Raw genomic sequence first — 26,193 nt, 5'->3', positions numbered from 1 at the left:
GGCCGCTGACCAGCGGCGACGATCAGCGGGCGAGGACGGCGCTGAGCGTGGCGTCGTCCACGGACGGCACCCGGCCGCCCCCTGTCGAGAGCTCGCCCGACGCCGCGGTCCAGCCCTCCGCGTCGGCGTCGTCCGGACGGACCACGACGTCGAGCGCGTACACCCGGCCCGTGAAGACCGGCGGCCCCCCGGACGGCTCGGTGTAGGTGGGGAACCGGCCCGACAGCTGCAGCTCGTCGCCGGACCGCACCACGGCCAGGGCCGGGGTCGGCAGGTCGGCCTGCTCGACGACCGAGGCGCGGCAGCCCGCCACCGCCGGGTCGGCGGGCGGCCGGTCGGTCATGCAGTTCCACGTCGGCAGCAGCACGTGGGCCAGCGCGGTCCCGTCGCCGGCCACCGTGACGCTGAGGGCCGGCGTCGACACCGTGATGCCCACCTCGTGCCGGGCCAGGACGACGGTCCCGAACACGAGCCGCGCCGCCGTGCCGTCGGCCCCGAGCGGCACCGAGAGCGCGGCCAGCTCGCCGGGCCCCGAGGGGGTGACCGGTGCGCTCGTCGCGGCGGCTCCCGAGGTGCCTGCCGACCGCGGCCCGGGGTCGCGGGTCCGGTCGCCGGTGGTCGCGGCCACCGCGGCCGCGGCCGCGATCAGCAGGAGGGCGACCAGCGCCAGCACGGCGAGGGCGCGGACCGGGTTCGTCCCGGGGGTGGCCGGCCCGACCGCCGTCCGCCGCTGGTCCGTCGCGCCGGGCGGACGGGGGCCGGGGAAGCCGGGCGGGTGCTCGCGGAAGGCGGGCAGGTCGTCGTCCGGGAACACCCCCGGCGGCGGGGGCCGGTCCCCGCGCCCCGCGGAGCCGTCCGGGCGTCGCCAGGTGACCGCCAGCGCCACGGCGACCGCCAGCGCGAGCACCCCGACGGCCACCGCGATGCCGAGCGCGAGCGACGGCCCGGCAGCCGCGGTGGAGACGTCCATCCCGCCCAGCATCGCAGGACCGGGTCGCCGACCCGCCGGGTCCGCGCCGGCGTGCCAGGATCGCGGCGATGAGCGACGCGCGACGACCGGCCGACGAGGGGGCCCGCGCACGCATCGCGGCGCTCCTGTCCGAACTGGGCGTGGACCAGCCCCTGCTGTCGGCCACCGACCTCGCCGCGCGGCTCGGCGTCGTGCAGGGCGTGCTCGCCGACCGGGTCGTCGACCTCGCGGTCACCGAGAGCGGCCGGCTCCGGCTGCGCGCCGAGCTGCGGGGCCGCCGCTGGGCCGAGGAGCGGGACGTCGGTGTGCCGGCCACGCTGGCGGCCAACGACGACGGCCGGTGGCTGGTCTCCGCGCGGGTGCACGGCGCGCCGGTCGGCGGTCCGCGGTGGACCGCCGCCGCGGTCGAGGCCGCCGTGCGCGTCGCCCCGCTGCCCGCACCGCCCGGTGAGCCCTGGTCGCCGCCGCGCGGCCCGGCCATCGGCCGCGCCCGGGCGTCGGTGGAGGACACCGGCCGGCTGGTGCGCGGCGGGGTGCGGCTGGGGGAGCTGCGGGCGGTCCGGGCCGCGGCGCGCCAGCTCCCGCTGTCGGAGGTCAGCCACGGCGACTTCCGCGCCGCCAACGCCGTCCTCGACGAGGACCGCGACCGCGTGGTGGTCCTCGAGTGGTCGGGCGTGTGCCCCGGCCCCCGCCACCGCGACCTGCTGACGCTCTGGGCGACCACCCCCGACGCCGAGGACCGCCGCACCGTCGCCGACGTCGTCCTCGACCGCACGGCGGGGTGGGAGGAGCCCGACGTCGGCCTGCTCTGGCACGCGGTGGCGCTGGAGCAGCTCGTCGCCCGGCTGACCCGCCCCGACCGTGGCGACGGCCTCGACGCCGCCTTCGCCCGCGGCCGCCTGGCCGAGGCGCGCCGCATCGCGCGGGACCTCGGCAGCCCGACGGCTTAGCCGGTCGGGTCGATCTCCTCCGGGTCGCGGCCCAGCAGCACCGCCACCTGGTCGACGACGACGTCGCGCACGAGGTCGGCCAGGTCGTCGCGGTCGTGCGCGCGGATCTCCAGCGGCCGCCGGTAGACGATGATCCGCGGCGGGACCTCGCGGCCGTTCTCCCGGTGGGCGGGCAGCACCCGCGCCAGCGGCACGCTGCCGTCCTCGAGCACGTCCGGGTCGAGCACCACCTCGTCCGGGCTGGTGTGGTCCACCCACGGGACGTCCTCGACGGCGAACTCCACCCCGGCGAGCTCGCGCTCCCACCGGCGCTCGAGGTCCTCGACCGCGTCGAGCACGAGGTCGTCGAACTGCTCGGCCCGGCTGCGGGCCAGCGGGACGCCGTCGGGCACCAGCCGTCCCCGCAGGCCGCGACCGTGGCGGTCGCGTCGGGAACGGCGGGGCGGACGGGTCATGACGGGTGCGAGCGTACGGCGGTGGCACCCGGTCAGCGGGGCAGCCGCCGCCAGAGCGCGCGCGGCAGCAGCCGCATGCCGGACCAGACCGGCCGCAGGACGGCGGGGACCCACACCGTCGTGCGCCCTCGCGCGAGCGCGGCCACGACCGCGTCGGCCACCTCCGCCGGCGTGGTCGAGAACGGCGCGGGCCGCATGCCCCGCGTCATCCGCCCGATCACGAAGCCGGGGCGCACGAGCACCAGCGACACGCCCGAGCCGTGCAGGGCGTCGGCGAGCCCGGAGGCGAACCCGTCGAGCCCTGCTTTGGCCGAGCCGTAGACGTAGTTGGCCCGCCGCACCCGGACCCCGGCCACCGACGAGAGGACGACCAGCGTGCCGTCACCGGCCCGGCGCAGCCGGTCCGCCAGGAGGGTCAGCAGGTGCACCGGCGCCACGTAGTCGGTGTGGACGACGGACACCGCCGTGGCGGGGTCGCGCTCGGCCGCGGCCTGGTCGCCCAGGACGGCGAAGGCGAGCACGACCGTCGCCGGCACCCCGGCGCGCTCCTCCACCTCGGCGAGGACGGCGGCGTGCCGGTCGAGGTCGTCGGCGTCGAACTCCACGCGGTGCACGGCAGTGGCGCCCGCGCGGCGCAGGCGGGCCTCCTCCTCGTCCAGCTCCGCGGCCCGCCGCGCGGCCAGGACCACGGTGCCCGCACCGCAGCCGACCAGCCGCTCGACCAGGGCGGTCCCGATCTCGCTGCGGCCGCCCAGCAGCAGCACCGGACCGGTGTGGATGCCCATGGGGTGATCGTGCAGGATGTGCAGCCCTGCCACTTTCACGGTGCGCCTGCTGCGAAGTCCGCGCGGGCGGCGTTACTGTGCCCAGCGTGAGGAACCGGTGGTGAGGCAGTCACGTCGCTGCTCGCGCAGCGGCTGCGCGCAACCGGCAGCGGCGACCCTGACCTACGTCTACGCGGAGTCGACCGCCGTCGTGGGCCCGTTGGCGACGTTCTCCGAGCCGCACAGCTACGACCTGTGCGAGTTCCACGCCGAGCGGCTGACCGTGCCGCGCGGCTGGGAGGTCGTGCGCCACGAGATCGACGTCGAGGACTCCGGCCCGACCGGCGACGACCTGCTGGCCCTCGCCGACGCGGTCCGGGAGGCCGCCCGCCCGGAACCGCCGCGGAACCCTGCCGACGACGGCAGCGGCACCCGCCGCGGTCACCTGCGCGTCCTGCCCGACCTCAGCTGACCGGCTGACGTCGCAGGCCGCGCCCGTCGGCGCTGGCGCCTGCCCGCGACACCTCGCCCCCGGCCGCTCCCGCGAGCCGCCCCGCCCGCCGTTAGTGTTTGGCCATGCGCGATCTCTCGGCGGTGGTCAAGGCCTACGACGTCCGCGGTGTCGTCCCCGGCGAGTGGGACGAGGACGTCGCCCGCGCGCTGGGCGCGGCGTTCGCCGAGTTCGTCCACGGTGAGAGCGGGGCCACCGCCGTCGTCACCGCCCACGACATGCGCGAGTCGTCGGTGCCGCTGTCCCGGGCCTTCGCCGAGGGTGTGATCAGCCGCGGCCTCGACGTGGTCGAGGCCGGCCTCGGGTCCACCGACCTGCTCTACTTCGCCGCCGGCTCGCTGGACCTCCCGGGCGCGATGTTCACCGCCAGCCACAACCCCGCGCAGTACAACGGCATCAAGATGTGCCGCGCCGGCGCCGCCCCGATCGGGCAGGAGTCGGGGCTCGTGCAGATCCGCGAGATGGCCGAGCGGGACGGCTACCACCGCGTCCCCGACCGGGTCGGCTCGGTGACCGCGCGCGACGTCCTGCACGAGTACGCCGCCCACCTGCGGTCGCTGGTCGACCTCTCCGCCGTCCGGCCGCTGAAGGTCGTCGTCGACGCGGGCAACGGCATGGGCGGGCACACCGTGCCGGTCGTGCTGGAGGGCCTGCCTCTGGAGATCGTCCCGCTCTACTTCGAGCTCGACGGCTCCTTCCCCAACCACGAGGCGAACCCGCTCGACCCGGCCAACCTGGTCGACCTGCAGGCCGCGGTCCGCGAGCACGCCGCCGACATCGGCCTGGCCTTCGACGGCGACGCCGACCGCGTCTTCGTCGTCGACGAGCGGGGTGAGGCGGTCAGCCCCTCGGCGATCACCGCGCTGGTCGCCGTCCGCGAGCTGGCCAAGGGCCGGGGGACGACGATCATCCACAACCTGATCACCTCCCGGGCGGTGCCGGAGATCGTCCGCGAGCACGGCGGCGAGCCGGTGCGCACCCGGGTGGGGCACTCCTTCATCAAGGCCGAGATGGCCCGCACCGACGCCGTCTTCGGCGGCGAGCACTCGGCGCACTACTACTTCCGCGACTTCTGGCGGGCCGACACGGGCATGCTGGCCGCCATGCACGTGCTCGCCGCGCTGGGGGAGCAGAGCCGGCCGCTGTCGGAGCTGGCCGCCGCCTACTCCCGCTACGCCGCCTCCGGGGAGATCAACTCCACCGTGGCCGACGCCGCCGAGCGCACCGCTGCCGTCCGCAAGGAGTTCGAGGCGGAGGACGGCGCCGGCGTCGACGAGCTCGACGGGCTCACCGTCACGCTGCCCGACGGCGCCTGGTTCAACCTGCGGGCCAGCAACACCGAGCCTCTTCTGCGGCTCAACGTGGAGGGACCCGACGCGGCGCGCATGGCCGAGCTGCGCGACCGCGTCCTCGCCCTGGTGCGGGCGTGAGCGGGCCGCTGGGGCTCGACCCGGTCCTGCTGGAGATCCTGGCCTGCCCGGACACCCACCACACGCGGCTGACCGTCGACGAGGCGGCCGGCGCGCTGGTCTGCCCCACCTGCCGGCGCGCCTTCCCGGTCCGCGACGGCATCCCCGTGCTGCTGCTGGACGAGGCCCGGCAGACGTGACCCACCCCGAGCTCGCCGAGGAGGTCCTCGACGACCTCGAGGTGCTCCGCGCCCGCGACCCGCGCGGGCTGCTGCCCGCCGTCGCCGGTGCCGGCGCGCAGGTGCGGGAGACCGCCCGGCTGACCGAGGAGGCCGGGCTCGACCGGGTCACCGCCGGCGGCCGGCCGCGTGGCCTGGTCATCGTCGCCCGCCGCGAGGGCGCCGTCGCGGCCGGCGTGCTCCGTGCCCTGCTCGGCCCGTCGAGCCCGGTCACGGTCGACGTCGTCCCCGGCCCGGCGCTGCCGGTGTGGACCGGGCCGGCCGACATCGCCGTCGTCGCCACCCGGACCGGCGCCGGCCAGTACGCGGTGGCGCCGGCGTACGACGCCGCCCGCCGCGGTGTGGCGCTGGTCGGCATCGGCGCCGAGGACGCGCCGCTGCAGGGCGCGTGCTCCACCGCCCGCGCCCCGTACGTCGCGCTGCCGCGCAGCCGCGTGCGGCACACCACGTTGTGGTCGCTGCTCACCCCGCTGCTGCGCCTCGCCGTCGACCTGGAGCTGCTCTCCGCGGCGACCGCCGACGCCGACGCCGTCGCCACCGCCCTCGACGACATCGCCACCGAGTGCGGCCCGGCGCAGGAGTCGTTCGTCAACCCGGCGAAGACCCTCGCGCTGGAGCTGCTGGACGCCCTGCCGGTCATCGCCGCCGAGGGCCCGCTGGCCGGCGCGGCGGCGGTCCGCGTCGCCGACCAGCTGGCCACGCTCGCCGGGCTGCCGGCGACCACCTTCCGGCTGCCCGACCAGCGGGTGGCCGCCAACGCCGTCCTGGGTGGGCCGCTGACCACCTCCGACGCCGAGGACGACTTCTTCCGCGACCGCGCGGAGGACACCGGTCGCCGGCTGCGGCTGCTCACCATCCGCGACCCGGAAGCCGCCGCGCACGACGGCGGGGAGCGGGACCCGCGGTCGGCGGGCGAGGCGGTGAACGAGGTGCTGCGGACCGCGGCCGCGCACAACGTCCCCGTGAGCGGGCTCGCCGAGCACGGGGAGCCCGAGCGGTTCCCCCGCCTGCCGCGGCTGGCGCGGCAACTCGCCGTGGCCGACTTCAGCTCCGTTTACCTGGCGCTGGCGCTGGACAACGAGCGGAACCTATCGAGGTGACCGCTGCGATGCCCGGGCCGACGGCGTCCGACGGCTGACCCGACCGGGAGGACCTTCCATGGCAGGTGGACTTGCCGCGCTCCTCGACGACGTGGCGACGCTGGCCCGCGCGGCCGCGGCCTCCGTCGACGACATCGGCGCCGCCGCCGGGCGCGCCAGCGTGAAGGCGGCCGGCGTCGTCGTCGACGACACCGCGGTCACGCCACAGTACGTCCACGGTCTGGCCGCCGAGCGCGAGCTGCCGATCATCCGGCGCATCGCCGTCGGGTCGCTGCGCAACAAGCTGCTGATCATCCTCCCGGCGATCATGCTGCTCAGCCAGTTCCTGCCCTTCCTGCTCACCCCGATCCTCATGCTCGGCGGCGCCTACCTCTGCTACGAGGGCGCCGAGAAGGTGTGGGAGAAGTTCGGCGGCGGGCACCACGGCGGCCACGGCGCGGAGGAGCAGGCGGCGCCGGACGAGGACACGATCGTGTCCGGCGCCGTGCGCACCGACTTCATCCTCTCGGCCGAGATCATGGTGATCTCGCTGAACGAGGTGGCCGACGAGCCGTTCCTGTCGCGGCTGTTCATCCTGGTCATCGTCGCGATCGGCATCACGGTCCTCGTCTACGGCGTCGTCGGCCTGATCGTGAAGATGGACGACGTCGGGCTGAACCTGTCCGAGCGCCCGGGCAAGGCCGTCTCCGCCCTGGGGCGCGGCCTGGTCCGCGGCATGCCGAAGCTCCTCGCCGTCCTCACCGTGGTCGGCATCGCGGCGATGCTGTGGGTCGGCGGGCACATCCTGCTGGTGGGCTCCGACGAGCTGGGCCTGCACGTCCTGTACGACACCGTGCACCACCTGGAGGAGGCCGCGCACGAGGCCACCGGGGCGCTCGGCGGGCTCGTGGGGTGGCTGGTCAACACGCTGGGCAGCGCCGTCCTGGGGCTGGTCGTCGGCGGGCTGATCGTGCTCCTCGGCTCCCTGACCTGGCACCGGCGGAAGAAGCACACCGGCGAGGCGGGGCACGCGGACGAGACGGGGCACGCGACGGAGCACCGCTCGGACGGCGCACCCGCCGACGGGAACCGCGCCAGCGGGGCCCACGCCAGCGGGGCTGGCCCGGGCGGGGAGCCCGAGACCCGCTGAGACCGCGGGTGTGACCGGGTCCACCGTCCAGGCGCCGGCAGCGGGGGGACAGTCGTGGGCGTGCGCACCGAGCTCTCGCCCGCCCGGCGGCGGGCGGACCGGGCGCGGTTGCCGCGGGAGGTCGTCGACGTCGTCGTGATCGGCGGCGGCGTGACCGGCGCCGGCGCCGCCCTCGACGCGGCCAGCCGCGGGTTGTCGGTCGCGCTGCTCGAGGCGCGGGACTGGGCCGCGGGCACCTCCAGCCGGTCGAGCAAGCTCGTCCACGGCGGACTGCGCTACCTGGAGCAGTTCGCCTTCCCGCTGGTGCACGAGGCCCTGCACGAGCGGGCCCGGCTGGTGCGGACGATCGCCCCGCACCTGGTCACGCCGCTGCCGTTCCTGCTGCCGCTCACCGCGCCGGTCTGGCAGCGGGCCTACTACGGCGCCGGTGTCGCGCTCTACGACCTCCTCGGGGCGGCGCTGGCCGCCGACCGCGGCATCCCCACCCACCGGCACCTGTCCCGGCGGGCCACCCTCGAGGCGTTCCCGGCGCTGCGCGGCGACGTCGTCCACGGCGCGATCCGCTACTGGGACGCCCAGGTCGACGACGCCCGGCACACGCTGGCCGTCGTCCGCACCGCCGCCGGCTACGGCGCCCGGGTGCTGTCCAGCGCGCGGGTGACCGGGCTGCTGCGCGACGGCGGTGGGGGAGCGGTGGTCGGCGTGCGCGTCGCCGACCTCACCGACGGGTCGGCGTTCGAGGTCCGGGCGCGCAGCGTCATCGCCGCGACCGGGGTGTGGAGCGACGACGTCGGCGCGATGCTCGGCGTCGAGGCGCCCAGCCTGCGGGTGCGCGCCTCCAAGGGTGTGCACCTGGTCGTGCCGCGGGAGGCGATCGCCGGGCACGACGCCGGGCTGATCCTGCGCACCCCCACCAGCGTGCTGTTCGTCATCCCGTGGGGGCGGCACTGGATCGTCGGCACCACCGACACCCCGTGGCGGCTCGACCGGGCCCACCCGGCGGCCAGCAGCGCCGACATCGAGTACCTGCTGGGCCAGGTCAACCGGGTTCTCACCCGGCCGCTGACCGGGGAGGACGTCGTCGGGGTGTACGCCGGGCTGCGGCCGCTGCTGGCGGGGGAGGCCGACCAGACCAGCCGGCTCTCCCGCGAGCACGCCGTCGTCACGCCGGTGCCCGGCCTGGTGCTCGTCGCGGGCGGCAAGTACACGACCTACCGCGTGATGGCGAAGGACGCCGTCGACGCCGCGGTCGCCGCGCTGCCCGGGGTGCCCGGCTCGCGGACGGCGCACCTGCCGCTGGTCGGGGCGCACCGCTGGGCCGCCGTCCGCGACTCGGGGCCGCGCCTGGCCGCGGCCACGGGGCTGACCGAGGAGGCCGTGGGCCGGCTGCTGCGCCGGCACGGGGACCGGGTGGACGACGTGCTGGCCCTGGTGCGCGCCGACCCCGCCCTCGGCCGGCCGCTCGCCGGGGCGCCGGACCACCTCGCCGCCGAGGTCGTGCACGCCGCGACGGCCGAGGGCGCCCTCCACCTCGACGACGTCCTGACCCGGCGCACCCGCGTGTCGATCGAGACGGCGCACCGCGGCGTGGAGTCGGCCGAGGACGTCGCCGACCTGGTGGCGGGCCCGCTGGGCTGGGACGCCGCGCAGCGGGCTCGGGAGGTCGAGCACTACGCGGCGCGGGTGGCCGCCGAGCGGGAGTCGCAGCGGATGCCCGACGACCGCACGGCCGACGCCGCCCGGCTGGGTGCGCCGGACGTGCGCGCCTCCGCCGTGTGACGCACGCGCACGAGGGTGACGGACGGGGCCGTCACGGCGCGTGGGAGCGCGTGGCCGGGCGCCAGGGCGGCTAGCCTCGGGGGTGATGTGGCAACTGACGAATGCGGTCCGGCACTACGCGTGGGGCTCGCGCACGGTCATCCCCGAGCTGCTCGGCGAGCCGTCGCCGGCGGACGAACCCTGCGCCGAACTGTGGATGGGCGCGCACCCTGACGACCCGAGCGTGCTCTCCGACGGCGTGCCCCTGGACAAGGCGATCGCTGCCGACGCCGACGCGCTGCTCGGCCCGGCAGTGGTCGAGCGGTTCGGCCGGCGGCTGCCGTTCCTGCTGAAGGTTCTGGCGGCCGACGCGCCGCTGTCCTTGCAGGCGCACCCCACGATGATGCAGGCGGAGACCGGGTACGCCGCCGAGGAGGCCGCGGGGATCCCCAAGGACGACCCGACGCGCACCTTCAAGGACCCGTACCACAAGCCCGAGCTGCTGCTGGCACTGACGACGTTCGAGGCGCTGTGCGGCTTCCGCCCGGTCGAGGAGTCGCTGCACTGCCTGGCCAAGCTGCAGCTGCCGGAGCTCAAGCCGACCATCGCCGCCCTGGCGCGTGGTGGTCTGCAGACGGCGATCCCGCAGCTCCTCGCGCTGTCGCGGAAGCGGCGCGACTCCCTGGTCGAGGCGGTCGCCGCCAAGGCCGGCTCCTACGTCGAGGCGCACGACCCCGAGTTCATCAACACCTACCGCTGGGCGGCCGCGCTGGCGGAGGCCTACCCGGGTGACCCCGGCGTGGTGATCTCCCTGATGTGCAACCACCTGAAGCTGGCCCCCGGCGAGGCCGTGTTCATGCCCGCCGGCAATCTGCACGCCTACCTCTCCGGGGCCGGCGTGGAGGTCATGGCCAGCTCCGACAACGTGCTGCGCGGCGGCCTGACCAGCAAGCACGTCGACCTGGGTGCCCTCATCGAGGTGCTCGACTTCACCGACGGCAAGATCCCGGTCATCCACCCGGTGCTCGGCCCCGGCGGTCTGCGCTACCCCGTGCCGGTGCAGGACTTCGACCTCACCCGCGTCCAGCTGGACGAGCTGGCCGGTGACCTGACCACCGCGGGCCCGCAGATCCTGCTCTGCACCGAGGGCGAGGCCGTGCTCAGCTCGTCCGACGGCGAGCTCGTCGTCCGCAAGGGTGGGTCGGCGTTCGTGCCGGCCGGTCAGCCGGTGCGGGCCGCCGGGCCGGCCGTGCTCTTCCGGGCCACGACCGGCCTGGGCTGAGGCCGGGCCCGTCCCCTGGGCGGCGTCTTTCAACTACCCTGGTCGACGGCACGAGCCCCGCCGAAGCCTCGGCATGCTCGCCTCCACCCAAGCGACCGACCGATGCCTGGCCGCCGTGGGCCGGGCCGTTCCCTGGAGCGACATGACCGCCAGCACTGGCACCCGTGTACTGACCGACGGCGACTTCAAGGTCGCCGACCTCTCCCTCGCCGGCTTCGGCCGCAAGGAGATCTCCCTCGCCGAGCACGAGATGCCCGGCCTGATGGCCCTGCGGGCCGAGTACGGCGACGAGCAGCCGCTGGCCGGGGCCCGCATCGCCGGCTCGCTGCACATGACCGTGCAGACCGCCGTCCTCATCGAGACGCTGACGGCGCTGGGCGCCGACGTCCGCTGGGTCAGCTGCAACATCTTCTCCACCCAGGACCACGCCGCCGCGGCGATCGTCGTCGGCGACGGCACGCCCGAGCAGCCCGCCGGTGTCCCCGTGTTCGCCTGGAAGGGCGAGACGCTGGAGGAGTACTGGTGGTGCACCCAGCGGCTGTTCGAGTTCCGCGACGAGAACGGGGACGTCGTCGGCCCGAACATGCTCCTGGACGACGGCGGCGACGCCACCCTGCTGGTGCACCTGGGCACCCGCTTCGAGGCCGACGGCGTCGTCCCGGACACCACCGAGGCCGACTCGGAGGAGTACGCCGTCATCCTCGACGTCCTGCGCGGCAGCCTGGCCGCCGACGGTCGGTACTGGACCCGCATCGGGCAGGGCATCAAGGGCGTCACCGAGGAGACCACCACCGGCGTCATGCGGCTCTACGAGCTGGCCCGCGACGGCCGGCTGCTGTTCCCGGCGATCAACGTCAACGACTCGGTGACCAAGAGCAAGTTCGACAACCTGTACGGCTGCCGGCACTCGCTCATCGACGGCATCAACCGCGCCACCGACGTGATGATCGGCGGCAAGGTCGCCGTCGTCTGCGGCTACGGCGACGTCGGCAAGGGGTGCGCGGAGTCGCTGCGCGGCCAGGGCGCCCGCGTGATCGTCACCGAGATCGACCCGATCAACGCGCTGCAGGCCGCGATGCACGGCTACGAGGTCACCACGCTCGACGAGGTGATCGGCAAGGCCGACATCATCATCACCGCGACCGGCAACAAGGACATCATCACCGCCGAGCAGCTCGGTCGGACCAAGCACCAGGCGATCATCGGCAACATCGGGCACTTCGACAACGAGATCGACATGGCCGGTCTCGCGCGGACCCCGGGCATCACCCGGACGACGATCAAGCCGCAGGTCGACGAGTGGCGCTTCGCCGACGGCCACATGATCATCGTGCTCTCCGAGGGCCGGCTGCTGAACCTCGGCAACGCCACCGGGCACCCCAGCTTCGTCATGAGCGCCTCGTTCTCCAACCAGGTGCTCGCCCAGATCGAGCTGTGGGGCAACCGCGCCGCCTACGAGGGCAGGACGCCCGGCGTCACCGTCCTGCCCAAGGTCCTCGACGAGAAGGTCGCCCGGCTGCACCTGGACTCGCTCGGCGTGAAGCTGACCGAGCTCACCAAGGTGCAGGCCGACTACATCGGCGTCCCGGTCGAGGGCCCGTACAAGTCGGACCACTACCGCTACTGAGGAAGGACCCCCTCCCTCCCCACCCTTCGCAAGCTCAGGGCGGGACCCGGGGAGGGGGCCGTTCCAACACGTCACCTGCCACCCGCCCGTGTGTCCTGCGGGCGGGTGGCGTCGTCTTCCGCGCTGGACAGCGCAGAATGGGCGCCGTGCCACCCACCGCTCCGCAGAACGGGCCGAGCCGAGGCCGTGTCCTGGTAGTCGACGACGACGCCGCTCTCGCCGAGATGCTCGGGATCGTCCTCCGCCGCGAGGGCTACGAACCGGCGTTCGTCTCCGACGGCAACCGGGCCGTCGGCGTCTTCCAGCAGACCCGGCCCGACATCGTCCTGCTGGACCTGATGCTGCCCGGCCGCAACGGCCTGCAGATCTGCCAGGACATCCGGCAGCAGTCGACGGTGCCGATCGTGATGCTCACCGCCAAGGGCGACACCATCGACGTCGTCCAGGGCCTGGAGGCCGGCGCCGACGACTACGTGACCAAGCCGTTCAAGCCGGTCGAGCTCGTCGCCCGCGTCCGCGCCCAGCTCCGCCGCGGCGAGACCGGGCAGGCGGAGAACCTCTCGATCGGCGACGTCCAGATCGACGTCCCGGCCCACCAGGTGACCCGCGGCGGGGTGCCGATCCCGCTCACCCCGCTGGAGTTCGACCTGCTCGTCGCGCTCGCCCGCAAGCCGCGCCAGGTGTTCACCCGGGAGCTGCTGCTCGAGCAGGTGTGGGGCTACCGGCACGCCGCCGACACCCGGCTGGTCAACGTCCACGTGCAGCGGCTGCGGGCCAAGATCGAGAAGGACCCGGAGAAGCCCGAGGTCGTGCTGACGGTGAGGGGGGTCGGCTACAAGGCCGGCCCGCCGTGATGCCGTGATCTCCCCGCACGACGCCGCCCGCTCCACCGGCACGCTCGCCCCGGGGCCCGAGGCCCCGTCGCGCCCCCGCGTGGCCCTGTCGCCCCAGCCCGGCCCCGCGCCGGCGGAGGAGGGCGCCCGCCCGCTGCTGCCGCGGCTCGGCCGGGAGACGGTCGAGTGGCTGCGGTGGTCGGGACGGCGGACCGCGGACCTCGCCCGCCGGGCCACCGCCCGCGCCGTGCGGGCGTGGCGGTCGTCGCTGCAGGTGCGCATCGGCGCGATCACCATGGCCGTCGCCGGCACCGTCGTGATCATCGTCAGCGTCGTGCTGTTCAGCCAGATCCGCGACCAGCTGCTGTCGGTGAAGAAGCAGGCGGCGATCGACCAGGCCCAGGACGGCGTCTTCTACGCGCAGAGCCAGGTGACCGGCATCGCCGCCGGCGACGCGGCCAGCGTGCGCTCGACCCTCGACCGCACCGTGCAGGCGCTGCTCAACCGCGGCGGCCCGGCCGGCGACTTCGACGTCGTCATGGTCTACCGGGCCGGCGACGCCCAGCCCCGCACCGCGACCACCCGCGGGCCCGTCTGGAACGCCGTCCCGGCCGACCTGCGGGCCGACGTCGACGCCGGCGGGCAGTCCTACCGCTACGCGCTGGTGCCCGATGACGAGGGCACGCCGCAGCCGACGCTGCTCATCGGCGCCTCGGTGCCCGGGGACGCCGGCGGGGCGGAGCGGATCGGGCTGTTCTACGCCTTCCCGCTGGACCAGGAGGCGGAGAGCCTCGGGCTGATCCGCAGCACCGTGATCATCAGCGGGATCGCCCTGACCCTGTTCGTCGTCCTGATCGCCGTCCTGGTCACCCGGCTGGTGGTCGACCCGGTGCGGCGGGCCGCCGGGACGGCGCAGCGGCTGGCCGAGGGGCAGCTCGAGGAGCGGATGCTCGTGCGCGGCGAGGACGACCTCGCCCGGCTGGCCACCAGCTTCAACGCGATGGCCGACAGCCTGCAGCGGCAGATCACCCAGCTCGAGGGTCTCTCGCAGCTGCAGCAGCGGTTCACCTCCGACGTCTCGCACGAGCTGCGCACGCCGCTGACCACCGTGCAGATGGCCGCCGACGTGCTGCACGAGTCGCGCGGCGACTTCCCGCCGCACGTGGCCCGCTCGGCGGAGCTGCTGCGCGCCGAGCTCGACCGGTTCGAGGCGCTGCTGACCGACCTGCTGGAGATCAGCCGCTACGACGCCGGCGCCGCCGTCCTCGAGGCCGAGCCGGCCGGCCTGGGTGCCCTGGTCGACCGGGTGGTGGCCGCCATGCGCTCGCTGGCCGAGATGCACGCCACCCAGCTGGTGGTGCACCGGCCGGCCGAGGAGGTCATCGCCGAGATCGACGCCCGCCGGGTCGAGCGGATCCTGCGCAACCTGGTCGGCAACGCCATCGAGCACGGCGCGGGCCGGCCGGTCGAGATCACCGTCGCGTCCAACCCCTCGGCCGCGGCGGTCACGGTCCGCGACTTCGGCGTCGGGCTGAGCCCCGCCGACGCCCAGCACGTCTTCGACCGCTTCTGGCGGGCCGACCCCTCGCGGGTGCGCACGGTCGGCGGTAGCGGCCTCGGGCTGTCGATCAGCCTGGAGGACGCCCGCCTGCACGGCGGCTGGCTGCAGGTGTGGGGGCAGCCCGGCCAGGGCGCCCAGTTCCGGCTGACCCTGCCGCTGACCGCGGGCGGGGAGCTGACCAGCTCGCCGCTGCCGCTGCGGCCGGCGATCGTCCGCCGTCCCGAGCACCGGCCCGGGGTGCGGCCGTGAGGCGCCGGCTGGGCCTCCTGGCCGCGGCGGTGCTCGCGGCGGCCGGTTGCTCCACCGTCCCCACCAGCTCGCCGACCGTGCAGATCACCCAGCCGCCGGACCGCCCGGTCGAGATGGTCGGCATCGAGCCGCTGTCGCCGGAGCCGGGAGCGACGCCCGAGGAAGTCGTGAGCGGGTTCATCGACGCCGCCGCGAGCACCACCCGCGGCCACCCGGTCGCCCGCGAGCACCTCACCGGCGAGGCGGCCGAGACCTGGTCGGACGAGACCGGCATCACGATCATCAGCCAGGACTACTCCGCCGTCACCACCGAGGTGGGGACCATCCGGGTCACCGCCGACCTGGTCGGCACGGTCGACCCGCGCGGGGTCTTCACCATCGGCGACCAGGAGCCGTTCACGCGCGAGTTCACCCTCCAGCAGGTCGAGGAGGAGTGGCGGATCACCGACCCGCCGGACGGCCTGCTCATGCTCGAGCCGGACTTCGTCCGCCTCTACGACGAGCTGCCGGTGTACTTCCTCGACCCCACCGGTCAGCGGCTGGTGCCCGATCCCCGCTACCTGATCGCCGGCGAGGCGCAGCCCACCACCCTGGTCAACCGGCTGCTCGAGGGGCCGTCCGCGGCGCTCAACGCGGGCGTGCGCAACCCGCTCGCCGGCGCCGAGCTGCGCGGTGCGGTGACCGTGTCCGGGCAGACCATCACCGTCGACCTGACCAACCTGTCGCCGGAGCCGTCGCCGCAGCTCGAGGAGGTCTGCGCCCAGCTGGTGTGGAGCCTCGAGCCGCTGTCGGCCCGGGACGTGCGGATCCTGGTCGACGGCGAGCCGCTCGAGGGCATCCCGCTGGTGCAGACGGTCGACGACTGGGCGCGCTTCGACCCCGGTGGCGTCGCGGTCGACGCCACCGGCCACTACCTGAGCGGCGGGGCGCTGTACACGGTGAATGGCCGGCAGGCGCCCGGCCCGGCCGGCACCGGCGCGTACGGGCTGACCAGCGCGGCGGTGTCGGCCGACCCGCGCACCGGCGAGCTCGTCTCCATGGCGGGGGTGGCCCCCGCCGGCGGGGGGCAGACCCTGCTCGCCGGGGCGTACGGGGGCGACCTCGCCCCGGTGGTCACCGCCGGCACGCTGAGCGTCCCGACCGTCGCCGCCACGCGCGCCGAGTTCTGGGCGGTCCGCGACGGGGAGGCCGTCGTCCGGGTGCCGGCGCAGGGCCCGCCGCAGGCGGTGAGCACCCCCACGCTCCCCGGCCTGGGCCGCACCACGGTGCTGCAGCTCTCGCCGGACGGCGTGCGCGCGGCCGTCGTCGTCGACGGGCCGGAGGGCCCCAGCCTCTACGTGGGCACCGTGGTCCGCTCCGACAACGGCGCGGTCGCGCTGCCCGACCTGCGGCAGATCGCCCCCGCGCTCACCCAGGTCGTCGACGTCGCGTGGCGCGACGCCGGCAGCCTGATCGTGCTGGCCGGCGACGCCGGGGAGGACCAGGTCGAGCCCTACACCGTGGGCGTCGACGGCTGGGGGCTGGACCGGGTCGGGACGGCGGGCCTGCCCAGCCAGCCCACCGCGGTCGCCGCCGCGCCCAGCCGCGCACCGCTGGTCAGCGCCGGCGGGACGATCTGGCAGCTGTCCGGCGGCACGTGGTCGACGCTGATCCGCGGTCAGGAGCCGCTGCCGGGCATCGAGCCGTTCTTCCCGCTGTAGTCCACAGATCCGGCCGGCGGGGGCGCCCCGGCCGCCGCCGCGGACAGGCTGAACGGGTGCTCGCCGCCCTCGCCGACCTGGTGCTGCCGCGCACCTGCGCCGGCTGCGGGCTGCCCGGCGTCGTCCTGTGCCGCCGCTGCGGCCGGCTGTTCGCGGTGCCGCACCTGGCCGCACCGCGACGGTTCCCCACCGGGTTCCCGCCCACGGTCGCGGCCGGGGCGTACGCGGGGCCGGTGCGGGCGGCGGTGCTGGCGTTCAAGGAGCGCGGGCGGGCCGAGCTGGGCGCGGCGCTCGGGACGGCGCTGGCGCTGGCCGTCGCCGCCGTCGTCTCCGGGGTGCCGGGGCGGGGGGCCGGCCCGGTGCTGCTGGTCCCCGTGCCCCCGTCGGCGGCGGCGCTGCGCACCCGCGGCCGCGACCACGTCCGCGAGCTGACCCGCCGGGCGGAGGCGGAGCTGCGGGCGGCCGGGGTCCCGGCCGCCCAGGCGCGGCTGCTGCGACGGCGGGGCCGGGTGCGCGACTCGGCGGGGCTGTCGGCGGTGCAGCGGCGGGCCAACCTGGCCGGCTCGTTCCTCCTGGCCGGGGCCGCACCGCCCGGCGCGCTGGTGGTGCTGGTGGACGACGTCGTCACCAGCGGCGCGACCCTCACCGAGGCCGCTGCCGTGCTCGGCCGGGCGCGCGCCGTGAGCGCCACGCCGGTCCTCGGGGCGGCCGTTGCGGCGACGCCGCGCCGTGACCTCACGGGGACCCGCGGCAACCGCCGTCCGAGGTGAACGCGCGGCGTCCCACGATCGACTGTCGGAGGCCCACCCGAGGGACTAGCGTCGAAGCGATCACAGCCCGCAACAACGGGAGGTCTCATGGAGATCGTGGTCCGTGGTCGCAATGTCGAAGTCCCCGACCACTTCCGGCAGCACGTCTGGGACAAGCTCACCCCGCTGGACCGTTTCGACGGCAAGCTCAAGATCCTCCGCATCGACGTGGAGCTCTTCCACGAGAAGAACCCCCGCCAGTCGGGCAACTGCCAGCGCGTCGAGATCACGATGCGTGGCAAGGGCCCGGTGGTCCGCGCCGAGGCCAGCGCGTCGGACTTCTACTCCGCCCTCGACATGGCCGAGGGCAAGCTCGACGCCCGTCTCCGCCGCGCGGCCGACCGCCGGCGCGTGCACCACGGGCGCCGGACCCCCGACAGCGTCCGCCTCTCCGGCAACACCGCCCCCGAGCTGGACCTCGGCGCCGCGCTCGACCTCGACAAGCAGCTCGCCGAGGGGCCGCACGTCACCGACCTCGACGAGCACCTGCCCGGGCGCGTGGTGCGGGAGAAGCACCACCCCGCCACTCCCATGACCGTCGACCAGGCCCTCCACGAGATGGAGCTGGTCGGCCACGACTTCTACCTCTTCCAGTGCGCCGACACCGGACGGCCGACCGTCGTCTACCGGCGCCACGCCTTCGACTACGGCCTCATCCGGCTGGTCGAGACCCCGCTCAACGGCGACGCCTCGCACGCCGGCACGACCGCGCAGCAGCCCGCGGCCCCGGCCACCGTCTGAGAAAGGACCGGAGGCCGGGAGCGCTGGAGACCTGCGCTCCCGGCCTCCGCTCATTCCCCGGGCAGGCGCGAGAACAGCACCGCGTCGCCCCGGGTGCCGTCGCGGTACGGGATGCAGGAGCGGACCACCCCCTCCTGCGTGAAGCCCGCGCGACGGGCCACGGACTGCGAGGGCGTGTTGCGCACGTCGGCGAGCAGGTGCACCCGCGGCGCGCCCAGGCCCAGCGCCCATTCAGCCAGCGCCGAGGCCGCCTCGGCCGCGTAGCCCCTGCCGCGGGCGTGCGGTGCGATCCAGTAGCCGATCTCGGGGCCGAGGTAGCCCTCGCGCAGGTGCACCCCGCTCGAGCCGACCAGGGCGCCGTCGGCCTCGACCACCACCGGCATGCCGCGGCCCGCGGCGCGCTCGCCCGGCGCCACCTCGGTCACCCAGGCGCGGGCCACCTCGCGGGTGTAGGGCACCGGCAGGGCGTGGATCCAGCGCTGGATGCCCGCGTCCTGGCACGCCTCGTAGACGGCGTCCTCGTCATCGGGGCGGTAGGGGCGCAGCACCAGGCGCTCGGTGCGCACCACCTCGGTGGTCAGATCGACGGCGCTGAGGTCCACCGGCACATGGTCAGGCGTTGCCGAGCACGCGGTCGACCCATATCTGCAGGACGACGCGGCGCGGGTTCTCGCGCGGCTGCCGGTAGCGCACGGCGTAGCGGGCCTCGGCGTCGCGCACCGACGCGGCGTCGTCCCGCACCTCCGCCGTCCCCTCGAGGGTGAGCCACCGGCGGCCCTCCACCTGGCACAGCGCGACCCGGCCCTGCCCGGCACGGACGTGCCGGGCCTTGGCGGAGGTGCCGGAGGTGATCACCCGGGCGGTGAGGGTGCCGGGGTCGAAGGTGAAGCCGACCGGGACGACGTGCGGGGTGCCGTCGGCGCGCAGCGTGGTGAGGGTGGCCAGGTGCCGCTCGGTGAGGAAGGTGAGCAGGCCGGGGCTGAGGTGGTGCAGGTCGACGGCCACCGGGGGAGCGTACGGACAGCTTGTGCGTTGCAACTGCCAACGCCGCTGGTTGTCACGCCTACCCTGGAGCCGTGGTGTTCACGAAGCTGTTGCGTGCCGGTGAGGGCAAGATCGTCCGCCGCCTGTCCAAGATCGCCGACGCGGTCGAGTCGCTGGCGGACGAGACCTCCGAGCTCACCGACGCCGAGCTGCGGGCCAAGACCGACGAGTTCAGGGAGCGCTACGCCGACGGCGAGACGCTCGACGAGCTGCTGCCGGAGGCGTTCGCCGTCGTCCGGGAGGCGGCCACCCGCACGCTGGGCCAGCGGCACTACCGGGTGCAGATCATGGGCGGCGCCGCCCTGCACCTGGGCAACGTCGCGGAGATGAAGACCGGTGAGGGCAAGACGCTGACCGGCGTCCTGCCGGCCTACCTCAACGCGATCGCCGGCGAGGGCGTGCACGTCATCACCACGAACGACTACCTCGCCAAGCGCGACGCCGAGTGGATGGGCCGCGTCCACCACTTCCTCGGCCTCAAGGTCGGCGTGATCCTGTCGGGCCAGTCGCCGGCGGTGCGCCGAGAGCAGTACGCCTGCGACATCACCCACGGCACGAACAACGAGTTCGGCTTCGACTACCTGCGCGACAACATGGCCTGGAGCAAGGCCGACCTGGTCCAGCGCGGGCACTTCTACGCGATCGTCGACGAGGTCGACTCGATCCTCATCGACGAGGCGCGGACGCCGCTGATCATCAGCGGCCCGGCCGAGCAGAGCGCGAAGTGGTACCAGGAGTTCGCGCGGATCGCGCCGCTGCTGAAGAAGGACGTCCACTACGAGGTGGAGGAGGCCAAGCGCACGGTCGCCATCACCGAGGAGGGCGTCGAGTTCGTCGAGGACCAGCTCGGCATCGAGAACCTCTACGAGGCGGTCAACACGCCGCTGATCGGCTACCTGAACAACGCGCTCAAGGCCAAGGAGCTCTTCCACCGCGACCAGCAGTACATCGTCAGCAACGGCGAGGTGCTCATCGTCGACGAGTTCACCGGCCGCGTGCTGGCCGGCCGGCGCTACAACGAGGGCATGCACCAGGCCATCGAGGCCAAGGAGAAGGTGCAGATCAAGGACGAGAACCAGACGCTCGCCACGATCACCCTGCAGAACTACTTCCGGCTCTACGAGAAGCTCGCCGGGATGACCGGTACGGCCTCCACCGAGGCCGCCGAGCTGCACCAGACCTACAAGCTCGGCGTCGTCCCGATCCCGACGAACAAGCCGATGGTCCGCGAGGACCGGCCCGACGTCATCTACAAGACGGAGAAGGCGAAGTTCGAGGCCGTCGTCGACGACATCGCCGAGCGGCACGAGGCCGGCCAGCCGGTCCTCGTCGGCACCGCGAGCGTGGAGAAGTCGGAGATCCTCTCGAAGTTCCTGCTCCGGCGCGGGATCCCGCACGAGGTGCTGAACGCGAAGAACCACGCGCGGGAGGCGTCGATCGTCGCGATGGCCGGCCGGCTCGGCGCGGTCACCGTGTCGACCAACATGGCCGGCCGCGGTACCGACATCCAGCTCGGCGGCAACCCCGACTTCATCGCCGACGAGGCGCTGCGCGCCCGCGGCCTGTCGCCCGCGGAGACGCCGGAGGAGTACGAGGCCGCCTGGGACGACGCGCTCGAGGAGGCCAAGGCCCAGGTCAAGGCCGAGCACGAGCAGGTGGTCGAGGTCGGCGGCCTGTACGTGCTGGGCACCGAGCGGCACGAGAGCCGGCGGATCGACAACCAGCTGCGCGGCCGCTCCGGCCGGCAGGGCGACCCGGGGGAGTCGCGGTTCTACCTCTCCCTCGGCGACGACCTGATGCGCCGGTTCAACGGCCCGATGCTCGAGTCGATGATGAACACGCTGCGCGTCCCCGACGACCAGCCGATCGAGTCGAAGATGGTCACCCGGGCGATCCGCTCGGCGCAGACGCAGGTGGAGCAGCAGAACTTCGAGGTCCGCAAGGACGTCCTCAAGTACGACGAGGTGCTTAACCGGCAGCGCACCGTCATCTACGACGAGCGGCGCAAGATCCTCGACGGCGTCGACCTGGCCGACCAGATCCAGTCGATGCTCGACGACGTCGTCCGGGCCTACGTGGTCGGCGCGACCGAGACCGGCTACGCCGAGGACTGGGACCTCGACCAGCTGTGGACCGGGCTCAAGGCCCTCTACCCGGTCGGCGTCACCGTCGACGAGGTGCTGGACGAGGTCGCCGACGGTGAGCAGGCCGCGCTGACGGCCAAGGACCTCGAGGAGCAGCTGCTCGCCGACGTGCACCGCGCCTACGACGAGCGCGAGGCCAAGCTCGGCGCCGAGGTGATGCGGGAGCTCGAGCGGCGGGTGCTGCTGTCGGTCCTCGACCGCAAGTGGCGCGAGCACCTGTACGAGATGGACTACCTGCGGGCCGGCATCCACCTGCGCGCGATGGCCAACCGCGACCCGGTCGTGGAGTACCAGCGCGAGGGCTACGACATGTTCAACGCGATGCTCGACGGCATCAAGGAGGAGTCGGTCGGCTTCCTGTTCAACCTCGAGGTCAAGACCAAGGAGGAGCAGGAGGCCGAGGCCAAGGCCAAGCAGGAGGAGGCCGAGGCCCGCGCGCTGGCCGCCGCCCAGGAGGGCACGGCGCGGGTGCTGGCCCGCCAGGCGGCGCAGGAGGAGGCCGCGAGGAAGGCTGCCGCCTCCGGTGGCGCGGCGACCGCCCGCCGGGCGAAGAAGCCGGCCGCCCCCGTGGCCGCAGCCGCCCCGGCTGCCGAGGTGGAGGAGGAGCCGGCACCGTCGGGGACCGGTCCGCAGCTGGCGGTGAAGGGCCTCGACGCCCCGAAGCCGGCGCAGAACCTGAGCTACTCCGCGCCCAGCCTCGACGCCTCGCCCAAGGAGAGCGGCTCGGCCAAGGCGGCCAAGACCGCGACCGTGACCGGCACGAAGGAGCCCTCGCGGAACGCGCCGTGCCCCTGCGGCTCGGGCAAGAAGTACAAGTTCTGCCACGGCGCCGCGCACTGACGCCGCTGGTCCGCGGTCGCCTCAGGAGACGAAGTGCTCCTGGGGGAACGCCGTGACGATGCCGTCGGTCACCGTGAACTCGAAGATCCTGAAGTAGCTCTCCCCGAAGAGCCCGCCGACCACCTCGGCCAGCGGAGCGGTGCGCTCGCTGCCGGAGCCCCAGTCGATGTAGGTGATCTGCGCGTCCTCGGCGACCTCGAGGGCCCGGACCAGGTCGTTCACGTCGCGGTAGTAGTAGTCGTTGCACCACGCCTGCTGCTCGTGGACCGCGACGCCGTCCTCGCGGCAGGCCTGCTGGGCGGCTGCCTCGCCCTCGAACCACTCGACCACGTTGACCAGCACCGTGCTGCCGTCGCCGCCGCTGATCACCCCGGCGTAGCTGCCGTCGGGCAGGCCGGCGTGGTCGACCGGCTGGGAGGTGCGCGCCTCCCAGCGCCGGCCCAGCACGAAGCGGTCACCGTCCCAGCGGTACTCGGCCCGGCCCCAGTGCCCGGCGCAGCACTGCGGGTCGTCCCCGGCTTGCGTCGGACCCTCGAGGACGACCGTCGCGTCGTCGACGGTCACGGTCGGGCCCTGGAAGACCAGCTCGCCGTCGAGGAAGCCCAGCACGTCCGGCTCGCCCGACGAGCTGTCGAACACCACGACGAAGGACGCGGTGGTCGACGTCGGGGTCGGGCAGGACGTCTGCACGACGGTCTCGGGCGTCCCGTCGCCGGTGACGTCGCCTCCGGTGGTGGTCACCGGCCAGTCGTCCCACGTCGCCGTCTCGCCGAGCTCGGCGAGCCACATCTCGCGGGTGTAGCACTCGGCCGCGTCGAAGGCGACCGCCTTCCAGTCGACGGCCGCCTCGGGAGTGGTGGGTGCGGGAGCGGTCGGGGGCGGTGTCGGGGCCGGCTCGGCGGCGGCGACGTCCCCGCCGCAGGCGGCCAGGGCGAGGCAGGAGATCAGCGCCGGGACGGCGGCCAGCCGCATCGCCCGGGCCCGGTGGGTGTGCATGGGGAAACCTCCGTGCCCGGTCGAGCCGGGCAGGTCCGTGGACGGGGGAGGCCCCGGTGGAGCGCCGTCGCCGGCGCCCCACCGGAGCAGAGGTGGGGTCAGTCCCAGAACGTGACCTCGAGGTCGTCGGCCGACCCCGTGACCTCGCCGTCGACGGAGAAGCGGACCTCCGTCTCGTACGGGCGCTGCTCCGGGTCGCTGAAGAAGTACTCGACGGTCTCGGTGCCGGTCAGCTGGAGCGAGCCGTAGGAGTCGGTGACGATCTCCAGGCTGTTCGCCGACTCGTCGTAGACCAGCGAGTACTCCGGGTCCTCGGTGACCGTGATGTGCACGTCGGTCAGCTCGTCCTGCCAGTAGTAGCCCGTCAGGAACGGGCAGTTCTCCAGCGGCAGCTCGGTGGCGGTCGCGCAGTCGGCGATTGCGGCGTCCACCGCGTCCCGGGCCGCGTCGAGCGCCTCCGGCTTGACCTCCGGCGACAGCGTCGCGCCGTACGAACGGTCCGTGGTGACGACGACGGGCGCGTCGGCGGCGGTCAGCAGCGCGTGGTCGGCCGCCGAGACGGTGTAGCGGCCCGGCAGGGCCAGGTACGTGCCGTCGGCCAGGTCCGTCCCGGCGATCTGCGCGCCGAGGCTGCTGCCGGACCAGACCTCGAGGGTCGGCAGCGACTCGGCCACCTCCCAGGTGCCGAAGAGGCCGAAGCGGTCCTCGCCCGGCGTGAGGCTGATGGTGTCCTCCACCGGCCGGTTGCCCACGACGTAGGTGACCGCCACGGTGGCCGAGGAGCCGTGCTCCTCGACCTCGCCGATGACGACGTGGTCGATGCCGGTGTAGCTGTCGCTGCCGAGCACCGCCTCGCCGAGCAGCGGCTGGTCGGCGAGGTCCGGCGCGTCGGCGAGGTGGACGACGGCGGCGGCGACGTCGCCGTCGGCGAGGGCGTCCAGGTACTCCTCGGCCGCGGCCTGCGGCGTGAAGAGCGTGGCGTTGAGCACCGCGACGACCGCCGCGCCGACGGCGGCCACGGCGACCGCGACGGAGGTGGCGACGGCGGCGCGGCGCAGCGCGACCGACCGGTGGCCGGCCGGGGCCGGCGCCGTGCCGTCCAGCGCAGCGGCCCACACGGGGCTGATCCGGCGGCCGGCGATCAGCCGGGTGACCCGCGGGGGCAGCGACAGGGCCAGGGTCGGCCCGAGGCGCAGCGCCCAGACGACGGCCGCGGCCCAGACGGCACCCAGGAGCGGTGCCCACAGCAGCGACGGCGACGCGCTGAGGCCGGCCGTGCCGCTGATCTCCACGACGACGCCCGGGTCGCCGGACGCGGAGGCGTCGCCCGACACGGCGACGCGCACGGCCACGGCGGCGAGCAGCGCGGCGGCGGCGCCGGTGCCCGCGGCCACCTTGAGCGAGGCGGTGGAGACCTGCGTGCCGGGGTCGCGCAGCGTGCGGCGGACGGCGGTGGCCAGCGCCACCGCGACCGGGACGAGGAGCGCCAGGAGCAGCCACGGCTGGTCGGTCAGGCCGAAGGAGCGGCCGGCGCCGGCCTCCACGGCCTCGTCGAGCAGCTCCATGAGCTCGGCGCCGCCCGCGCTGTGCGCGTCGAGCGCCGCGGGGACGCCCAGCACGCCGAGGCCCAGGACGACGACGGCGTTGACCCCGAACAGCAGCAGGCCGCCGAGGACGCCGAGGCGGGCGCCGTCGAGGTCGTCGGTGAGGAACGCGGTGTAGAGGTAGGTGAGCACCAGGGCGACGGCGACGGTGGCCAGCAGGCCGACGGCGAAGGTGCGCAGCGTGCGCAGCACCGCACGCAGCTCGGGGGTGCGGCCGGCCGCGGGCACGGCGACCCCGGCCGACCGTGCGACGACAGCGCGGGCGGCGGCGGCGGTGAGCCCGACGAGCAGCGTCGCGCCGAGGAAGCTCCCCAGCGCGCCGGCGCCGGTGGACACCGACCCCGCGACGTCGAACTCCTGGGCGAGGTCGAGGCCGTACGGCGCCGTCGTGCTGCCCAGCAGGACCAGCGCGCCGGTGCCGGCACCGGCGACCAGCCCGGTGACCGCCGAACGGAGCGCCAGCCGACTCGTCGTGCCCGACGGGGCGGCGTGCTCGGCGCGGGCGGTGGCCCGGGCGACCAGGCCCAGGACGGCGACGGTGACGACCAGCGGCACGAGGCGCAGGCCCACGCTCGCCTCCGCGGTGGCCAGCTCGTCGATGCCGATCGACCCCTGCACGACCAGGCGGCCGCCGAGGGCGAGGGCCAGGACGGCGATCGCCGTCTGCAGCCAGTCGGCCAGCGAGCCGTTGTGGTCGTCCGGCAGGACGACCGCGGAGAGCACGGCCACGACCACCGTCACGACCGCCAGCACCGGGAGGACCGCGCGGGCGACGACGGTGAGCGACGCCCGGACGTCCTCCGGCCCCACGTCGCGCCGGATGCGGGCGAGGAGGGGTTCGGCCGGAGCCGGGGTGGGGGCGACCGGCGCCGGGGCGACCGGTGGTTCCAGGACCATCTCGGGACCGACGTCCCGTCCGTCCTGCGGTGTCATCTCGATTCCCTTCCGTGGGTGGCTCTGCGGGGCTGCTCCCAGCTCGGCCGCTGCATCGGCACGGAAGGCTTCAAGATCCACGAAATGCGAGACGGTACCGGCTGGAATCCCCCTCAGGGGTGAGCTCACCCGACCTGCAGGGCGGTGCACCGCCACCGGCCGTCGATGCCCTCCAGCCGAGCGGCGAGGGCGTGCGCCCGGCCGTCGCGGCGGGCCACCGCGCTGATCTCCGCGACCCCGTCGACCGGCTCGCAGACGTGCACGGGGCCGAGCAGCAGGGGTGAGGTGCTCTCGGTGCACCAGCGCGGCCGGTTGCCGCGGGCGAGCGCGGCGTGGACCCCGTGCGAGGTGAGGGGCGCGAGCTGGCTGAGCGGGCGGCGGCCGGCCAGCACCTCGAGCGCCGTCACGAGGAGCCGGCGACCCGCGTGGCGCACGTCGGGCAGGGGGGGGGGCGGCGCCCACGGCGCGGGGCAGTTTGCCCCCCCCCGCCCCCCCCCCCCCCGCGGGCGCGGCGCCGCCGGGGGGGCGCGGCGGGCGCGGCGCGC

General features: G+C 74.9%; 23 protein-coding genes. 15 read left to right on the top strand and 8 right to left on the bottom strand.

Going from position 1 to position 26,193, the window contains the following annotated elements; genetic code table 11:
* Nucleotides 1-22: 22 nt before the first annotated feature.
* The gene (locus ACI797_RS23220) at nucleotides 23-970 is read right to left on the bottom strand and encodes a hypothetical protein (protein WP_456861850.1); all 948 of its coding nucleotides are present in this window, start codon (nucleotides 968-970) and stop codon (nucleotides 23-25) included.
* A gap of 68 nt (nucleotides 971-1,038) precedes the next feature.
* Here ACI797_RS23220 and ACI797_RS23215 point away from each other — a divergent pair, with 68 nt between their 5' ends.
* Entirely contained in the window at nucleotides 1,039-1,920 is an 882-nt protein-coding gene (locus ACI797_RS23215; protein ID WP_456861848.1) for a phosphotransferase, read from the top strand.
* On the opposite strand, the gene ACI797_RS23210 is transcribed toward ACI797_RS23215, so the two are convergent.
* Together ACI797_RS23210 and ACI797_RS23205 are read right to left on the bottom strand one after the other, a co-directional pair.
* Nucleotides 1,917-2,375 (bottom strand): metallopeptidase family protein, encoded by a 459-nt coding sequence (locus tag ACI797_RS23210; RefSeq protein WP_456861846.1) that lies wholly within the window; start codon nucleotides 2,373-2,375, stop codon nucleotides 1,917-1,919. The genes ACI797_RS23215 and ACI797_RS23210 overlap by 4 nt on opposite strands.
* A 32-nt stretch (nucleotides 2,376-2,407) precedes the next feature.
* Nucleotides 2,408-3,160 (bottom strand): SDR family NAD(P)-dependent oxidoreductase, encoded by a 753-nt coding sequence (locus ACI797_RS23205; RefSeq protein ID WP_456861844.1) that lies wholly within the window; start codon nucleotides 3,158-3,160, stop codon nucleotides 2,408-2,410.
* Nucleotides 3,161-3,260: 100 nt separating this feature from the next.
* Between ACI797_RS23205 and ACI797_RS23200 the strand changes: the two genes are divergently transcribed.
* The 13 genes from ACI797_RS23200 to hpf all read left to right on the top strand — a co-directional run bounded on the left by ACI797_RS23200 (nucleotide 3,261) and on the right by hpf (nucleotide 18,087).
* A complete protein-coding gene (locus tag ACI797_RS23200; RefSeq protein WP_448627028.1) occupies nucleotides 3,261-3,611 on the top strand; it encodes a DUF3499 domain-containing protein in 351 nt (116 codons plus the stop codon).
* Between the two features lie 104 nt (nucleotides 3,612-3,715).
* Entirely contained in the window at nucleotides 3,716-5,080 is a 1,365-nt protein-coding gene (locus ACI797_RS23195; protein WP_456861842.1) for a phosphomannomutase/phosphoglucomutase, read from the top strand.
* On the top strand, nucleotides 5,077-5,259 hold the full coding sequence (locus tag ACI797_RS23190) for a Trm112 family protein (RefSeq protein WP_456861840.1): 183 nt from the start codon (nucleotides 5,077-5,079) through the stop codon (nucleotides 5,257-5,259). The genes ACI797_RS23195 and ACI797_RS23190 overlap by 4 nt, the downstream gene beginning before the upstream one ends.
* Nucleotides 5,256-6,398: an SIS domain-containing protein gene (locus tag ACI797_RS23185; RefSeq protein WP_456861838.1), complete on the top strand. Its 1,143-nt coding sequence runs from the start codon at nucleotides 5,256-5,258 to the stop codon at nucleotides 6,396-6,398. Before ACI797_RS23190 ends, ACI797_RS23185 begins: the two co-directional genes overlap by 4 nt.
* A 58-nt stretch (nucleotides 6,399-6,456) precedes the next feature.
* Nucleotides 6,457-7,527, top strand: coding sequence for a DUF808 domain-containing protein (locus tag ACI797_RS23180; RefSeq protein WP_456861836.1), 1,071 nt, complete (start codon nucleotides 6,457-6,459; stop codon nucleotides 7,525-7,527).
* A 60-nt stretch (nucleotides 7,528-7,587) separates the two neighbouring features.
* The gene (locus tag ACI797_RS23175) at nucleotides 7,588-9,306 is read left to right on the top strand and encodes a glycerol-3-phosphate dehydrogenase/oxidase (RefSeq protein ID WP_456861834.1); all 1,719 of its coding nucleotides are present in this window, start codon (nucleotides 7,588-7,590) and stop codon (nucleotides 9,304-9,306) included.
* An 85-nt stretch (nucleotides 9,307-9,391) separates the two neighbouring features.
* Entirely contained in the window at nucleotides 9,392-10,567 is a 1,176-nt protein-coding gene (gene manA, locus ACI797_RS23170) for a mannose-6-phosphate isomerase, class I (RefSeq protein ID WP_456861833.1), read from the top strand.
* Nucleotides 10,568-10,709: 142 nt separating this feature from the next.
* Complete coding sequence (gene ahcY, locus ACI797_RS23165; protein WP_456861831.1) at nucleotides 10,710-12,194, top strand: adenosylhomocysteinase; 1,485 nt, start codon at nucleotides 10,710-10,712, stop codon at nucleotides 12,192-12,194.
* A gap of 137 nt (nucleotides 12,195-12,331) precedes the next feature.
* Nucleotides 12,332-13,048: an MtrAB system response regulator MtrA gene (gene mtrA / locus ACI797_RS23160; RefSeq protein ID WP_456539170.1), complete on the top strand. Its 717-nt coding sequence runs from the start codon at nucleotides 12,332-12,334 to the stop codon at nucleotides 13,046-13,048.
* 4 nt (nucleotides 13,049-13,052) lie between these two features.
* Nucleotides 13,053-14,837, top strand: coding sequence for an MtrAB system histidine kinase MtrB (gene mtrB, locus ACI797_RS23155; protein ID WP_456861828.1), 1,785 nt, complete (start codon nucleotides 13,053-13,055; stop codon nucleotides 14,835-14,837).
* A complete protein-coding gene (locus ACI797_RS23150; RefSeq protein ID WP_456861826.1) occupies nucleotides 14,834-16,537 on the top strand; it encodes an LpqB family beta-propeller domain-containing protein in 1,704 nt (567 codons plus the stop codon). The genes mtrB and ACI797_RS23150 overlap by 4 nt, the downstream gene beginning before the upstream one ends.
* A gap of 56 nt (nucleotides 16,538-16,593) precedes the next feature.
* Nucleotides 16,594-17,307, top strand: a complete 714-nt coding sequence (locus ACI797_RS23145; RefSeq protein ID WP_456861824.1) for a ComF family protein — start codon at nucleotides 16,594-16,596, stop codon at nucleotides 17,305-17,307.
* An 87-nt stretch (nucleotides 17,308-17,394) separates the two neighbouring features.
* Nucleotides 17,395-18,087, top strand: a complete 693-nt coding sequence (gene hpf / locus ACI797_RS23140; protein ID WP_456539166.1) for a ribosome hibernation-promoting factor, HPF/YfiA family — start codon at nucleotides 17,395-17,397, stop codon at nucleotides 18,085-18,087.
* Between the two features lie 50 nt (nucleotides 18,088-18,137).
* Here the strand turns inward: hpf and ACI797_RS23135 are convergent, their stop codons facing one another.
* Together ACI797_RS23135 and ACI797_RS23130 are read right to left on the bottom strand one after the other, a co-directional pair.
* Nucleotides 18,138-18,689 carry a GNAT family N-acetyltransferase gene (locus tag ACI797_RS23135; protein WP_456861821.1) on the bottom strand — a complete coding sequence of 184 codons (552 nt, stop codon included), beginning with the start codon at nucleotides 18,687-18,689 and terminating at the stop codon, nucleotides 18,138-18,140.
* Nucleotides 18,690-18,699: 10 nt separating this feature from the next.
* Entirely contained in the window at nucleotides 18,700-19,092 is a 393-nt protein-coding gene (locus ACI797_RS23130) for a PPOX class F420-dependent oxidoreductase (protein ID WP_456861819.1), read from the bottom strand.
* A gap of 71 nt (nucleotides 19,093-19,163) precedes the next feature.
* On the opposite strand from ACI797_RS23130, the gene secA reads away from it, so the two are divergent.
* Nucleotides 19,164-22,115, top strand: a complete 2,952-nt coding sequence (gene secA, locus ACI797_RS23125) for a preprotein translocase subunit SecA (RefSeq protein WP_456861817.1) — start codon at nucleotides 19,164-19,166, stop codon at nucleotides 22,113-22,115.
* Between the two features lie 21 nt (nucleotides 22,116-22,136).
* Here secA and ACI797_RS23120 read toward each other — a convergent pair whose 3' ends face one another.
* The 3 genes from ACI797_RS23120 to ACI797_RS23110 all read right to left on the bottom strand — a co-directional run bounded on the left by ACI797_RS23120 (nucleotide 22,137) and on the right by ACI797_RS23110 (nucleotide 26,082).
* Nucleotides 22,137-23,111 carry a hypothetical protein gene (locus ACI797_RS23120; RefSeq protein ID WP_456861815.1) on the bottom strand — a complete coding sequence of 325 codons (975 nt, stop codon included), beginning with the start codon at nucleotides 23,109-23,111 and terminating at the stop codon, nucleotides 22,137-22,139.
* Nucleotides 23,112-23,209: 98 nt separating this feature from the next.
* The gene (locus tag ACI797_RS23115; protein ID WP_456861813.1) at nucleotides 23,210-25,648 is read right to left on the bottom strand and encodes a hypothetical protein; all 2,439 of its coding nucleotides are present in this window, start codon (nucleotides 25,646-25,648) and stop codon (nucleotides 23,210-23,212) included.
* A gap of 125 nt (nucleotides 25,649-25,773) precedes the next feature.
* A complete protein-coding gene (locus tag ACI797_RS23110) occupies nucleotides 25,774-26,082 on the bottom strand; it encodes an Rv3235 family protein (protein ID WP_456861811.1) in 309 nt (102 codons plus the stop codon).
* Nucleotides 26,083-26,193: the final 111 nt, after the last annotated feature.

The organism is Geodermatophilus sp. SYSU D00691 (assembly GCF_054050275.1).
The sequence above is the reverse complement of the archived record's forward strand: the minus strand, read 5'-3'. Positions and strand labels throughout refer to the sequence as shown.

Excerpts from the sequence above, each read along its gene's own strand:
- ACI797_RS23220 (WP_456861850.1), bottom strand. The coding sequence starts at position 970 with ATGGACGTCTCCACCGCGGCTGCCGGGCCGTCGCTCGCGCTCGGCATC.
- ACI797_RS23215 (WP_456861848.1), top strand. The coding sequence starts at position 1,039 with ATGAGCGACGCGCGACGACCGGCCGACGAGGGGGCCCGCGCACGCATC.
- ACI797_RS23210 (WP_456861846.1), bottom strand. The coding sequence starts at position 2,375 with ATGACCCGTCCGCCCCGCCGTTCCCGACGCGACCGCCACGGTCGCGGC.
- ACI797_RS23205 (WP_456861844.1), bottom strand. The coding sequence starts at position 3,160 with ATGGGCATCCACACCGGTCCGGTGCTGCTGCTGGGCGGCCGCAGCGAG.
- ACI797_RS23195 (WP_456861842.1), top strand. The coding sequence starts at position 3,716 with ATGCGCGATCTCTCGGCGGTGGTCAAGGCCTACGACGTCCGCGGTGTC.
- ACI797_RS23180 (WP_456861836.1), top strand. The coding sequence starts at position 6,457 with ATGGCAGGTGGACTTGCCGCGCTCCTCGACGACGTGGCGACGCTGGCC.
- manA (WP_456861833.1), top strand. The coding sequence starts at position 9,392 with ATGTGGCAACTGACGAATGCGGTCCGGCACTACGCGTGGGGCTCGCGC.
- ahcY (WP_456861831.1), top strand. The coding sequence starts at position 10,710 with ATGACCGCCAGCACTGGCACCCGTGTACTGACCGACGGCGACTTCAAG.
- mtrA (WP_456539170.1), top strand. The coding sequence starts at position 12,332 with ATGGGCGCCGTGCCACCCACCGCTCCGCAGAACGGGCCGAGCCGAGGC.
- hpf (WP_456539166.1), top strand. The coding sequence starts at position 17,395 with ATGGAGATCGTGGTCCGTGGTCGCAATGTCGAAGTCCCCGACCACTTC.
- ACI797_RS23120 (WP_456861815.1), bottom strand. The coding sequence starts at position 23,111 with ATGCACACCCACCGGGCCCGGGCGATGCGGCTGGCCGCCGTCCCGGCG.
- ACI797_RS23115 (WP_456861813.1), bottom strand. The coding sequence starts at position 25,648 with ATGACACCGCAGGACGGACGGGACGTCGGTCCCGAGATGGTCCTGGAA.